The sequence below is a fragment of the Amphritea sp. GJ51-11 genome (genome assembly GCF_055808735.1).
The window spans coordinates 4,212,089-4,224,900 of record NZ_CM147881.1 but is presented as its reverse complement, the minus strand read 5'-3'; the positions used below and the strand labels follow the sequence as shown (position 1 = coordinate 4,224,900).

Genomic DNA, 12,812 nt, shown 5'->3' with positions numbered 1-12,812 from the left:
CTCATCGCGGAGAAGATCATGGCCGAACGGAAAGCCACCGTCACCCGTAATACCCTGGAAACCCAGATTACTGTTTCTGTGAATCTGGATGGCAGCGGTAAGCTGAATGCTGACACCGGCGTCCCTTTTCTTGAGCACATGCTTGATCAGATTGCTCGTCATGGCCTGATTGATTTGGACATTGTTGCCAAGGGCGACAATCACATCGATGATCACCATACGGTCGAAGATATCGGTATCACGCTCGGCCAAGCATTTGCGCAGGCGGTTGGGGATAAAAAAGGTATTTTGCGTTATGGCCATGCCTATTGCCCACTGGATGAGGCGTTGTCTCGTGTGGTGATCGACTTTTCCGGTCGCCCAGGGTTGGATATGAATGTTGAATTTACCCGTGGCAATATTGGCCGATTTGATACTCAGCTGTTTTGGGAGTTTTTCCAAGGATTTGTCAATCATGCGGGCGTGACGCTGCATATCGACAACCTGAAAGGCTTTAATGCCCACCACCAAGCCGAGACTATCTTTAAAGCTTTCGGTCGGGCGGTGCGGGGCGCGTTGACGATTGATCAACGGGCTGCAGATCAGATGCCATCGACTAAAGGGTCGCTATAAATGAGTAGTGTGGCAGTCATTGATTATGGTATGGGCAACCTGCACTCGGTTGCTAAAGCATTAGAACATGTAATGCCCGATGTTGAGGTGTTGGTCACCGCCGATCCTGAGCAGGTGCGTAATGCCGACCGGGTATTGTTGCCGGGTGTGGGCGCGATTCGCGACTGTATGGCTGAGATTCGCCGGCTGGGGGTTGACCGTGAAGTGGCAGAAGCGATCAGTTCGGGTAAGCCTTTCTTGGGTATCTGTGTGGGTTATCAGGCTTTAATGCAGCGCTCTGAAGAAAATGGTGGCGTTGATTGCCTTGGGCATTTCGACGGCACCGTGCGCTTCTTTGGCGATGACCTTAAAGAGACCGATGGCGAGCGCCTTAAAGTGCCACACATGGGTTGGAACGAGGTGCATCAGCGCTTCGATCACCCGCTTTGGCACGGTATTGATGATGCTAGCCGGTTCTACTTTGTCCACAGTTATTACGTGGATGCGGTGGATAAGCCGTTGGTCGCGGCCGGTTGCCACTACGGTGTTGATATCGATGTGGCCATTGCCCGAGATAATGTTTTTGCTACACAGTTTCACCCCGAGAAGAGTCATACGGTGGGGCTGCAGCTGCTGAAAAACTTCCTTAACTGGGATGGCAAACGCTAATCTGTTTAATAGTCGTATATGAGTTGTTATAGGTAAAAATCATGGCACTGGCAAAACGTATTATCCCCTGTCTGGATGTAGAGAACGGCCGCGTTGTAAAAGGGGTGCAGTTTGTCGATATCCGCGACGCCGGTGACCCGGTTGAAGTGGCCAAGCGCTACGACGAACAGGGTGCCGATGAGATCACCTTTCTTGATATTACCGCGACCCATGAGGGGCGGGATACTATGGTGCATACGGTTGAGCGAATGGCCTCTCAGGTGTTTATTCCACTGACGGTGGGTGGTGGTATTCGTACGGTGGATGATATTCGCACTATGCTGAATGCCGGTGCGGATAAAGTGTCGATTAACAGTGCAGCGGTGTTTAATCCGGACTTTGTTCGCGAAGCGGCCGATAAGTTTGGCTCTCAGTGTATCGTGGTGGCTATCGATGCCAAAAAAGTCTCTCAGCCAGGCGAAACCGATCGTTGGGAAATTTTCACCCACGGTGGACGTAAGCCAACCGGGCTGGATGCGGTTGAGTGGGCGAAAAAGATGGTGCAGTTGGGAGCCGGTGAAATTTTGCTGACCTCAATGGATCAAGACGGGGTTAAAAACGGCTACGATCTTGGTGTTACTCGGGCGATCAGTGATGCGGTGAATGTGCCGGTGATTGCCTCAGGTGGCGTGGGTAATTTGGATCATTTAGTGGCGGGCTGCATTGAAGGTAAGGCGGATGCGGTGTTGGCGGCGTCTATCTTCCACTTTAATGAATACAGTATCCCCGAAGCGAAGCAGTATATGAAAGAACGGGGCATTGAAGTTCGCCTTTAAGGCGTTATCTTTTACATTTGAGCCGTATTAGCGGCTGGCCTTATGAATCCGCTATCAGCTTCTGGTAGCGGATTTTTTATTTCAGTCGTTAGTTAAGGGGGTTTTTAGGACTGAAGCTTGTTCCAGCCTTGATTGATGGCGCTTTGTCAGCATCGGGCTAAGCAGCTGAACGGTGATCGCCGCCGCGATAACTAAGGCCATCCCTAGCAAGCTCAACTGATCGGCCTCGGCCGAAAATATCACCTCACTGAAGAGCCCATAGGCGACACAAACCTCCGAGAGTATAAAGGTAACCACCGGTGTCATGGCTACGCAGGCGCTCACCTGTACCGTTTGCCAGTAGCGCATTGCTTGAGCGAATGCGCCGTAGGCGACAACGGTGTTAACACAGCAAAACAGCGCCACCCAGTAATCTTGGCTATTCAGTTCTAATAAACTTGTGGGGTGGGCAAAAGGCAGCATGATGATCAGCGCATAAAGGTAGATGCTCAACAGAATGTTAGAGGGCGAGAGCACTTTAAATAATGATTTTTGGATCAGTGCGTAGGCGGTCCAGCCGAGGGCCGAGACCTGAACAATTAAAAAGCCGATACCGGTGAGTCCGGTACTGCTTTCAATCGCGGGGTGAAAAAACAGCAGCATGCCGCTCGCCATTAGTGCAAAGCAGGTCCAGTGTTGCCAAAACACCCGCTCTTTAAGAAACCACCAACCGCCCAGCGTTAGAAACAGTGGCGCTAACTGAAAGCTAAGTTGTGCCGCACCGGGGTGAAGATAGCTTAATCCCCAGACCATAAAGGTGTAGTTTACTATCAACATGGTGCCAGCGATGAGCAGGCTGATGATGTGGCTTCTGGATAGGTGGCGAAATTCGGCCAGCTTGCCTCTATTTAGCTGCCATAAGAGCATCACGATACCGGCAAAGGTAAACCGTAACCAAGTGAGGGTGATCGGGTCGATAAATCCTGTCGAAAGCTTTAGCGCAATTGGTAACATGCCCCAAAACATCAGCGTGATGCAGCAAAAAAACAGTCCATATAAAAAGCGGCTACGATCCAGTGTCATATGAGTGCTCGTTAGTGAAAAAGCAGAGCCTCTAGCATGGCGTTTATTCTATTTCGTTACCAATGCATAATAGTTCATATCATTATGCAGAAATCGGGTAAGACTTAAGGGATTAGTTGGGGTGGATCGAATGAGGAGGCGCGGATGAATAGTTTGGTCTTACCAGGGCAGTTCCAACAGTTAGATATTAAGAGCCTCACGGGGCTGCTCTATCTGCTTGAGGAGCGTAATGTCGGGCGGGCCGCAGACCGCCTGTTTATTAGTCAGTCGGCTATGAGTCGAGTCTTGCAGCGTTTGCGACAAGCCTTTGATGATCCATTATTTGTCCGTACGGCCAGAGGAATGATTCCGACCTCAAAGGCGCTGGCGCTGGAAAACCCCGTGCGGCAAATGTTGGAGCAGATCGCCAATGTTATGTCGGCGCCACCGTTTGAACCACAGCTGAGCGATCGGACTTTCCGTTTGCAAACAACCCATTATCAGGCTCAGGTATATGTGCCGAGTATCGCCGAACGTTTTTATCGAGAAGCACCGAATGCGTCCCTAGATACAACCACAGTGACGGAAACCAGTTTATTGGAGGAGCTTGATCAGGTCTGTGATATGACGCTATGTAGTAGCTTTATCCGGGTGCCTCATCACTTTGAGCGGTTATTGCTTGGACGAGAGAAATATGTCCTGATTATGGCCAAAAATCACCCTTTGGCGGCACAGCCGGAGGTATCCATCAAGGATTATCTGGCTTACTCTCATGTGTTGGTTAATTTGGGCGGGCGGGCAAAACTGCCCGGTAATGACCCTTTGGGTAAGCTGGCGAGAGAAAAACATTTTGCGCTGCGAACCCCCTATTTTATGGCGGCTTTAGAGGCGGTAGGGCGAACACAGTTGTTGTTTAGTTCCAGCGGTTTGCTGGCATCCCGCTATGCCGAACGGTTTGGCTTAACGATTAAGCCGCTTCCCTTTGAATCAAAAGATATCGACTATTATTTAGTTTGGCCAAAAGCGGTCGATCAAGATTCGGGCAGTATCTGGCTGCGTAATTTATGTCGTGATGTGGTGAAAGCACAGATCCCTTTTCCCACCAATTAAGTGTGTTGATATATGGATTGATCATGCTGTTAACAGCTCACGTCGGCGACTTGCTTTTCAAGGGGACTGTCTGAGGCTGCGGAATCTGCAGGCCACAATAGTTCGGTTTGGTTGACCCCAAGGCTACGGGCGCGCCCTTGTGTTTTCGCGGTATACATCCGGTGATCTGCCAGTTCGATCAAGGCTTTCCAATCATTAACGGCATCGGCCTGAACTTCTGCGACACCAATGCTGGCAGTCACAGGCGCACCATCAGGACGTAGCCCGAGTCCGGCATGCATCAAGCGTCTAATGACATCATCGGCTTCACCGGATTCTGCGGTGGGTAGAATGATGATGAACTCTTCGCCGCCCCAACGAATCACGCTATCTCCTTTACGTACCAGAGTGTTGAGTTGTTGTGCGGCGGTTCTGAGTACAACATCGCCGGCATCATGCCCATACACATCGTTGACGGTTTTAAAGTGGTCGAGATCAAGATAAAGAATCGATAGATTGGCGCCACTCATGGCAGATAAGCGAAATTGCAGATCCAGCATTTCGATGCCTGCTCGACGGGTCAGCAAGCCTGTTAACACATCATAACTGGCGCGGTTGACCTGCGAGAGCATATAACGCAGTTGATTCAGGGAGGCGAACATAGCGACACCGAGAATCAAAGAGAAGAGCCAGATAGTGGAAACCGCCTGGGGAATGTCACTGTTAACTTGAGGCAACGATGAGATCACCACCACGGCCAACATCGGTGTGGCGAATAGCAGTAGCTCTTTTAGGGTTAGTGGAAACAGGGTTAATCCAGCAATCATAACAAAGGGCAGCAGGGCGTAGAGTTCGGCGATGACCTGTTCGGTGCCGCTCAACTCATAGGCTTGTAACCAGTGATCGGAAACCAGATAAAACAGCGGCGTGATCGATAGCATCCCTGCGAGTAACCAGCGGGCGCGCTGTAAATCCGGCTCTTTGCGGGCTTGCCAAGCCAGTAACGTAAATGCGGCGGCCGAGAGCACGCGGATTAATAGCAGTTCGCCCCACAGTGCGCTGGGTAAAAAGAGTAGATCGATCAATGACCAGGTTGGCACTAAAACGGCAAAAATAGCACAGAAGAAGAAAATTCGACTCTGCATGATCGCGGCCCGATGACGGGAGATCGGCATACTGTGCTGTTTGTTAGTGAACAGCTCATAGAGCTGGTCCGGTGTATAAATGCCCAGCGATTCACTTAATGAGATATACATAGCGCTTAAGTACTTCATCCTGTTGCTTCCGGTTTTGATCACAGATCAGCTTGAACAATATAGGTGTATCGTCAGGAATCACGACTTCTTTTAAATAACTGTTGCTGAGCTGATATAGGTCAAAAAATTTACAGCAGTCTTTGCCTGTCGAGACTGTTTTAGTGTTGGGCAGGCCATGTGTGAACGCTAACGCTGAAGTTAGCACCGAGCTGGTTATCGGGCGCTGTTATGGCCGTAATGGTACAGATTAGGCTAACTGTTCTTTGAGTTGGTCAATCAATAAGGGTTCAGAGAAGAGAAAGCCCTGGGCAAAATCACAGCCGAGGCTGGTCACTGCGTACTGCTGTTCGATCGTTTCGATACCCTCACATACGGTTAAGAGATCCATGGTTTCAGCCAGCGCGAGAATCGCTTCGATTACCGGCTTTGAATGATCCAAATCCTGAATAAAACTGCGATCGATTTTCACCCCATCGATGGGTAGTCGGGCGAGGTAGCTGAGAGATGAGTAGCCGGTTCCAAAGTCATCGATCCAGATACGGTAACCCGCGGCTTTCCACTGCATGAGCAGCGGCAGGGTGTTATCGATATCCTTCATTAAGCTGGTTTCAGTGATCTCTAAGCAGAGCTGGTGCGGGCTGTGACTGACTCTGAGTAGAGCTTCATTTACCAGCCGAGCCAGTTCTGGCTTGTTGAGTATGGCGGACGAGATATTGATCGACAGCTTGGCACTTTGCTGGCACGGGAGCGCAGCGAGTTCGGCGGCGGCCGTTTCGATCAGCCACACGGTTAGTGCGCCGATTTGGTCGGATTCTTCAATAATGGGAATAAAGGTTTCAGGCCCTAATCGGCCCCGTTGCGGGTGGTTCCAACGTATCAAAGTCTCTGCCCCAATCAGCTTATGCAGTTGTAGATCGACAATGGGTTGATACTCAAGAAAGAGCTGGTTAGTGGCAATAGCGGTGCTGATGCCCTGCTGAATCATGACCCGTTCTTCCACCTCACGGTGCATCGCCGGGAGGAAATAGCGGGCCCGATTACGGCCTGCGTGTTTGGCCTCGTACATGGCGATATCAGCGTGTTTTAGCATCCGTTCGGCGCTATTAGCATCATCTGGGTAGAGAGTGATACCAATACTGCAGGACAGGTTGAACGTTTTGTCGTTGACATGATAGGGCTGTTGCAGGGCTTCGATAATTCGGCCACTGAGTTGCTCGGTTTCATCGACATGCAGAATATCGGGAAGCATCACCGCAAACTGATCGCCACCGGGGCGTGAGATCAGTAGCTCCTCAGGGAAAGGAAGCTGCTGCTTCTGGGTTTGCGCTTTGATCACATCGAGCAGCCGTTGGGCGATGATTTGCAGCACTTGATCGCCATAGGCATGGCTGGATGACGCATTGATCTGTTTGAAGTGATCGAGGTCGATATACAGCAGCGCCATCCGGCTCTCCTGTTTACGCGCCCAGCGAATCAGTTTACTTAATTCCTGATGCAGCCCGAAGCGGTTGTTGAGGCCAGTTAAGGTGTCCCGGTAGGTCATCCGTTGCAACTGAATATCACTGTCACTGAGGTGTTCCTGCATCACTTGCAGGGCTGTACTGAGTTCACTAAATTCGGTATCGCTGTGTAGTTCAAAGTCCACTGGTGGGCCTTGGCGGTTGTAAGTCCGGGTTTTTTCGGTGAGCTGATGCAGTGGTTGCAGCAGCTTTTTGCTCAGTTGTTTAGCAAGTATCAGCGTCGGCATGAGCAGCAGGAGAAAACCCGCTAGCCACAGGCCTAACAGGTTTAATGGGTTATCGCTGTGTAGCCAAAGCTCAACAATGGAGACGTGATGCACGATGTTAAGCAGATAACCACCAAGCAACAACAGGCTGATGGTTAGTACAAGAGACAGAAATGTAATGATAAGGCCGATACGGCGAGAGAGTGAGTGAGCCATTAGTCGCTCTGAACTGCCAAGATTAAACTGAGGCAATAGGCCCATTTGACTGACAACATAACCTTACTCACTACCCGCTAACGTATTTTGGGCGCCAATCATAACAGCGATCAAGAAAGTTGCAGCACCTTATTTACTAGCTTGTTGATACCGCTGGCGGCTTCACTAATACTACCGGCGAGCATATAGGCTGGGGTTGTCACTAGGTTGAATTTCTCATCAAAGACGATGTTGCCAACCTCGCAGTCCTGATGTTGACCTCCCATCGCTTCAATCGCTGTGGCAGTTGCTTGGTCATTACCAATGGTGCAGGTGGCGCCTTCGCCAAATAGCAGCGGGGTCATGGCTGGGGCGATGCAGATCAAGCCTACCGGTTTGCCGCTGGCGTGGATCGCTTGGGTGAAGGCCAGTAGAGCGGGGTTAACTGTTGCTGCGGCACCCGCAACGGCGAAATCGCTGAGGTTTTTGGCTGCGCCAAAGCCGCCGGGGATGATCAGAGCGTCATAGTCGGCTGGGTTTGCGTCGGCGAGATCGATAATCTCTCCGCGGGCAAGACGTGCGGCTTCGGTTAGGACATTACGCTGCTCGTCGGCCATCTCTTCACCGCTACGGTGGTTGATGACATGCATCTGATCAATATTCGGGGCCATGCACTGGTAGCTGGCACCGCCCTGCTCAATCGCTAGCAAGGTCAATACGGATTCATAGATCTCTGAACCATCATAGACACCGCATCCTGACAATATCACGGCTACTTTTTTCATTATGGGTACTCCCTTTAAGGTGAAGATTGAAAGCGGCTGAACCTTACCGCACAGCGGTTGGACCAGCGATTCCCCTCGATGTTTCGTGGTGTTTAAAATACTTAGATTTGCCGTTGAGTATCATAACGACGGAGCTGAGAGTGTTAATCATTCATTATTTCAGCCATTTATAATCTAGGTCACTAAGTATAATGCTTTATCTATAGTCGTCACTCCGTGGCTTCTGTCATAATAATGTCATTGTTTTCCGGTCAAATACCCGCTTCTAAAAGGAGTTTTCTGTGTCATTTACTAATAGTCAGCGTTTTTTCCCTGAAACCCGCATGCGTCGTATGCGTGCTGATGATTTTTCCCGTCGTCTGATGCGTGAAAACGTTTTGACGCCCGATGATCTGATCTATCCCGTGTTTGTTATCGAAGGCACGAACCAGCGTGAAGCGATTGCCTCAATGCCGGGTATCGAGCGGATGAGTATCGATCTATTGGTTAAAGAGGCCCGTGAACTGGTGTCTTTAGGGGTGCCTGCGGTGGCGCTTTTCCCGGTAACGCCTGCGAGTGCTAAGTCTGAACTGGCTGAAGAAGCTTATAATCCCGATGGTTTGGCTCAGCGTGCAGTCAAAGCGCTGAAAGATGCCTGCCCAGAGTTGGGTGTGATTACTGATGTGGCGCTGGACCCGTTCACGACCCATGGCCAAGATGGCATTATCGATACCAATGGCTATGTTTTAAATGATCGTACAGTGGATACACTGGTACGTCAGGCACTGTCCCATGCTGAAGCGGGGGCCGATATTGTTGCGCCTAGCGATATGATGGATGGGCGTATTGGCTGCATCCGTGAAGAGCTGGAACTGAATACCCGAGTGAACACCCGTATTATGGCTTATTCTGCTAAGTATGCGAGTGCCTACTACGGTCCTTTCCGTGATGCTGTCGGCTCATCTGCTAACCTAGGTAAGGGTAATAAGTTTAATTACCAGATGGATCCCGCCAACAGTAATGAAGCCTTGCATGAGGTGGCACTGGATCTGGCTGAGGGTGCCGATATGGTCATGGTGAAGCCTGGTATGCCTTATCTGGATATTGTGCGTCGAGTTAAAGATGAATTAAAAGTCCCCACCTTTGTCTATCAGGTGAGTGGTGAATATGCGATGCATATGGCGGCCTTCCAGAATGGTTGGTTGGATGAGCGAAGTGTGATGATGGAATCGCTGACCTGTATTAAACGAGCCGGTTGCGATGGTATTTTGACCTACTTCGCTAAACGGGCTGCACAAGTACTGAATGAGTAATATCCCGGGGTAACGGGAACAATACAAAAACAGAGGGGCATACATGAGCGAGCAGATTAACGAGCCGGCGACTGAGCAGGTCGACGAGCTGACTGATGAACAGGTAGCGTTGTCAGATGCCGAACAGGTGGAACTAGCGGATCAAAGCGAGGCGGCCAATGAGGCCTCTATCGCATTGGTGGAAAGCCGGGAAGCGATCGCGGTTACTGAACCGGTTGAAGAGCTGCCGCTGGATCTGAAAGCCCCCGAACTCTATATCAACCGTGAACTGAGTCATCTACAGTTTAATATCCGGGTGCTGGAGCAGGCCTTGGATGAGACCCATCCGCTGATGGAGCGGTTGATGTTTTTGCTGATATTCTCCAGCAACCTCGACGAATTCTTCGAAATTCGAGTCGCTGAGTTGATGGCACAGTTGAAGTATGGCCGTGAATCGGTGGGTCCCGATGCGATGCATCCTCAGGTCGTGATGAACCGCATCGGCGAGATCTGTAGTGCGCAGGTTGAACGGCAGTACAAAATTCTTAATGAGACCATCTTTCCACAGCTAGAAAAAGAGAACATCCACTTTCAACGTCGGCGTGACTGGAGCGATGAGCAGAAAGAGTGGATTCGTATCTTTTTTGAAGAGAAAGTGCAGCCGGTAGTGAGTCCTATTGGGCTGGATCCCTCTCATCCATTTCCCCGTTTGGTGAATAAAAGCCTTAACTTTATCGTTGAGTTGGATGGTAAAGATGCCTTCGGTCGGGAAAGTGGCTTGGCAATCATTCCCGCGCCTCGCTCACTGCCGCGCTTGATTCGTCTGCCGGATAATCTCTGTGATGGTGGCGATAATCTGATTTTCTTGTCGTCGATCATCCATGAATTTGCTGATGAGCTGTTTCCTGGAATGACAGTTGAAGGGTGTTATCAGTTCCGTATCACCCGGAATGCCGATTTAACTTTTGATTCTGAAGAAGTGGAAGATCTGGCCCGTACTCTGTTGGGTGAGCTGCATTCCCGTAAATATGGCGCGGCGGTGCGGCTTGAGGTAGATCAGCGTACCCCTGAGGTGTTGATCCGCTTCCTACTGCGCGAATTTAATCTCGACGAAGCGCATACCTATCGGGTCGATGGCCCGGTTAACCTGACTCGTATGATGGCCTTGCGCGATCTGGTTGATTGCAAACAGTTGTGCTGGAAGCCCTTTACGCCGGGTATGTCAGGGCGCTACAAACAGAAAAATATTTTTGATGTGTTGCGTCATAAAGATCAGCTGCTACATCATCCATTTCAGTCGTTTTCACCGGTAGTCGACCTACTGCGACAAGCGGCGAAAGACCCTAAGGTGCTGGCGATCAAGCAGACGCTTTACCGTACCGGGGTAAACTCCGATATTGTCGATGCGTTAGTGGATGCTGCCCGCAGTGGTAAAGAGGTGACCGTGGTGATCGAGCTGCGGGCACGTTTCGATGAAGAATCGAACTTACAGCTCGCAGGGCGATTGCAAGAAGCGGGCGCGCTGGTGGTGTATGGCGTGGTTGATTTTAAAACCCACGCCAAAATGATGCTGGTGGTACGCCGTGAAGATGGCAAACTAGTGCGCTATGCCCACCTTGGCACTGGTAACTACCATTCCGGTACGGCACGGCTTTATACCGACTACAGCTATATGACCAGTGATGCCGATGTTGGTGAAGATGTGCACAAAATTTTCCATCAGTTAACCGGTATGGGCAAAATTCTACGCTTGAAAAAGCTGCATAATGCGCCTTTTACACTGCACGCGCGCATGCTGGAAATGATCGAGCGAGAAGCAAAGCATGGCAAGCAGGGTCATATTATCGTTAAGATTAACGGTTTAACCGAACCGCAATTGATCCGCGCGCTATATCAGGCGTCTCAGCGTGGGGTTAAAATTGAGTTGATTGTGCGCGGCATGTGTCGTCTGAGGCCGGGCATTGTCGGGATTTCAGAAAATATCTCGGTGCGCTCGATCATCGGCCGTTTTCTTGAACATACCCGGGTCTATTATTTCGGTAATAAGGGTAAGTCGGAAGTGCTCTGTTCCAGTGCCGACTGGATGGAGCGCAATATGCTTAATCGTGTCGAAACGGGCTTTCCGTTGACCGGCAAGTTAGCCGATCGAGTGAAGAGTGATTTGGATCTCTACTTAGCGGATAATTGCCGTAGTTGGGCGATGCATTCTGATGGTAGTTATACGCTTAATAAACCCCTAGAAGGGGAAGAACCGGTGAGCGCTCAGGAAGCGCTGCTCAGTCAGTTCAGTAGTTAAAATATTGTCGATAAATGTGGATTAAAAGTGGCCTTTCGGGGCCATTTTTCGTTTTTAGCCCTGTTTTTACCCGTTGTCTGCGGCCCTGTGTTCTATTTTTGTTTGCTTCCGAGGGCGTTTTGTGGAAAATTGTCTGATTGTAGAAGTTTCTGATAAGAAACATCTGGATAGCAGCAGACGATCCTGCCGGCCTATACGTTACTGTGCTTGACGCAATAGGCGCTATCCTTCACGTTATTTAGCCGTTATCAGCGGAATAATAAATACCAGATGGAAGCCTGATCATGGCGAATGCCCCAACAGCCCTGCTGCTGAACGATATTCATAAGTCCTACGGTGACCTTGCCGTCCTCAAAGGTGTCTCACTCACCGCTTATGATGGTGATGTTATCTCTATTCTGGGTTCCAGTGGCTCCGGTAAAAGTACCCTGCTGCGTTGTATTAATCTGCTGGAAAACCCGAGCCAGGGCGAAATTACCGTGGGTAATGAGCGACTGGAGTTGAAACCGGGTAAAGATGGCAATCTGGTGGCGGCCAATCGCAAACAGCTGGAACAGATGCGTGCGCGCATTGGTTTTGTGTTTCAAAGCTTTAACCTCTGGCCACATAAAACCATCCTCGAAAATATTATCGAAGCACCGACTCAGGTGTTGAAACAGTCGAAAGCAGAGGCCACCGTGCGGGCCGAGCAGTTATTGGAAAAAGTCGGTCTTGCGGATAAACGCAATGCTTACCCCGATAATCTGTCCGGTGGACAAAAGCAGCGAGTGGCAATAGCGCGTACATTGGCAATGGATCCACAGGTGCTACTGTTTGATGAGCCGACGTCAGCGCTCGACCCTGAATTAGTCAATGAAGTGTTAGCGGTCATGAAAGAGTTGGCGGAAGAGGGCAGAACGATGTTGATCGTGACCCATGAGATGCGCTTTGCAAAAGACGTGTCCAGCCAAGTGGTCTTTTTACATGAGGGTCAGATCGAAGAGATCGGGCCACCAGAGCAAGTGTTTAATAGTCCAAAATCTAAGCGTGTGCAGGAATTCATGGCCAGTCACAGTTAGGCTTTTTTGAATAAGAAAAT

At 50.2% G+C, this 12,812-nt stretch carries 11 protein-coding genes; 7 read left to right on the top strand and 4 right to left on the bottom strand.

The features are described 5' to 3' along the window. The first annotated feature begins 18 nt into the window (after window positions 1-18). From hisB to hisF, 3 genes are read left to right on the top strand one after another with little or no spacing between them, the layout of a single operon-like run. Window positions 19-612: an imidazoleglycerol-phosphate dehydratase HisB gene (hisB, locus tag AC0L4K_RS19125; protein ID WP_215951142.1), complete on the top strand. Its 594-nt coding sequence runs from the start codon at window positions 19-21 to the stop codon at window positions 610-612. Further along, complete coding sequence (hisH, locus tag AC0L4K_RS19120) at window positions 613-1,260, top strand: imidazole glycerol phosphate synthase subunit HisH (RefSeq protein WP_417228241.1); 648 nt, start codon at window positions 613-615, stop codon at window positions 1,258-1,260. It abuts the gene before it with no gap. Window positions 1,261-1,301: 41 nt separating this feature from the next. Continuing rightward, complete coding sequence (gene hisF / locus AC0L4K_RS19115; RefSeq protein ID WP_417228240.1) at window positions 1,302-2,075, top strand: imidazole glycerol phosphate synthase subunit HisF; 774 nt, start codon at window positions 1,302-1,304, stop codon at window positions 2,073-2,075. Window positions 2,076-2,156: 81 nt separating this feature from the next. Here the strand turns inward: hisF and AC0L4K_RS19110 are convergent, their stop codons facing one another. Then, window positions 2,157-3,137 (bottom strand): DMT family transporter, encoded by a 981-nt coding sequence (locus AC0L4K_RS19110; RefSeq protein WP_473267560.1) that lies wholly within the window; start codon window positions 3,135-3,137, stop codon window positions 2,157-2,159. 144 nt (window positions 3,138-3,281) lie between these two features. On the opposite strand from AC0L4K_RS19110, the gene AC0L4K_RS19105 reads away from it, so the two are divergent. Further along, window positions 3,282-4,226, top strand: coding sequence for a LysR family transcriptional regulator (locus AC0L4K_RS19105; RefSeq protein WP_473267559.1), 945 nt, complete (start codon window positions 3,282-3,284; stop codon window positions 4,224-4,226). 29 nt (window positions 4,227-4,255) lie between these two features. Here the strand turns inward: AC0L4K_RS19105 and AC0L4K_RS19100 are convergent, their stop codons facing one another. The 3 genes from AC0L4K_RS19100 to elbB all read right to left on the bottom strand — a co-directional run bounded on the left by AC0L4K_RS19100 (window position 4,256) and on the right by elbB (window position 8,167). Then, window positions 4,256-5,479 carry a GGDEF domain-containing protein gene (locus AC0L4K_RS19100; RefSeq protein ID WP_473267558.1) on the bottom strand — a complete coding sequence of 408 codons (1,224 nt, stop codon included), beginning with the start codon at window positions 5,477-5,479 and terminating at the stop codon, window positions 4,256-4,258. Window positions 5,480-5,708: 229 nt separating this feature from the next. After that, window positions 5,709-7,403 (bottom strand): putative bifunctional diguanylate cyclase/phosphodiesterase, encoded by a 1,695-nt coding sequence (locus tag AC0L4K_RS19095; RefSeq protein ID WP_473267557.1) that lies wholly within the window; start codon window positions 7,401-7,403, stop codon window positions 5,709-5,711. Window positions 7,404-7,513: 110 nt separating this feature from the next. Continuing rightward, on the bottom strand, window positions 7,514-8,167 hold the full coding sequence (gene elbB / locus AC0L4K_RS19090; protein ID WP_473267556.1) for an isoprenoid biosynthesis glyoxalase ElbB: 654 nt from the start codon (window positions 8,165-8,167) through the stop codon (window positions 7,514-7,516). A gap of 281 nt (window positions 8,168-8,448) precedes the next feature. Between elbB and hemB the strand changes: the two genes are divergently transcribed. The 3 genes from hemB (at window position 8,449) to AC0L4K_RS19075 (ending at window position 12,792) form a co-directional block, all read left to right on the top strand. Continuing rightward, entirely contained in the window at window positions 8,449-9,459 is a 1,011-nt protein-coding gene (gene hemB / locus AC0L4K_RS19085) for a porphobilinogen synthase (protein WP_417228234.1), read from the top strand. A 43-nt stretch (window positions 9,460-9,502) separates the two neighbouring features. Further along, window positions 9,503-11,734, top strand: a complete 2,232-nt coding sequence (ppk1, locus tag AC0L4K_RS19080; protein ID WP_417228233.1) for a polyphosphate kinase 1 — start codon at window positions 9,503-9,505, stop codon at window positions 11,732-11,734. A gap of 284 nt (window positions 11,735-12,018) precedes the next feature. After that, complete coding sequence (locus tag AC0L4K_RS19075; protein ID WP_417228232.1) at window positions 12,019-12,792, top strand: ABC transporter ATP-binding protein; 774 nt, start codon at window positions 12,019-12,021, stop codon at window positions 12,790-12,792. Window positions 12,793-12,812 lie beyond the last annotated feature (20 nt).

Excerpts from the sequence above, each read along its gene's own strand:
- hisB (WP_215951142.1), top strand. The coding sequence starts at position 19 with ATGGCCGAACGGAAAGCCACCGTCACCCGTAATACCCTGGAAACCCAG.
- hisH (WP_417228241.1), top strand. The coding sequence starts at position 613 with ATGAGTAGTGTGGCAGTCATTGATTATGGTATGGGCAACCTGCACTCG.
- hisF (WP_417228240.1), top strand. The coding sequence starts at position 1,302 with ATGGCACTGGCAAAACGTATTATCCCCTGTCTGGATGTAGAGAACGGC.
- AC0L4K_RS19110 (WP_473267560.1), bottom strand. The coding sequence starts at position 3,137 with ATGACACTGGATCGTAGCCGCTTTTTATATGGACTGTTTTTTTGCTGC.
- AC0L4K_RS19105 (WP_473267559.1), top strand. The coding sequence starts at position 3,282 with ATGAATAGTTTGGTCTTACCAGGGCAGTTCCAACAGTTAGATATTAAG.
- AC0L4K_RS19100 (WP_473267558.1), bottom strand. The coding sequence starts at position 5,479 with ATGAAGTACTTAAGCGCTATGTATATCTCATTAAGTGAATCGCTGGGC.
- AC0L4K_RS19095 (WP_473267557.1), bottom strand. The coding sequence starts at position 7,403 with ATGGCTCACTCACTCTCTCGCCGTATCGGCCTTATCATTACATTTCTG.
- elbB (WP_473267556.1), bottom strand. The coding sequence starts at position 8,167 with ATGAAAAAAGTAGCCGTGATATTGTCAGGATGCGGTGTCTATGATGGT.
- ppk1 (WP_417228233.1), top strand. The coding sequence starts at position 9,503 with ATGAGCGAGCAGATTAACGAGCCGGCGACTGAGCAGGTCGACGAGCTG.
- AC0L4K_RS19075 (WP_417228232.1), top strand. The coding sequence starts at position 12,019 with ATGGCGAATGCCCCAACAGCCCTGCTGCTGAACGATATTCATAAGTCC.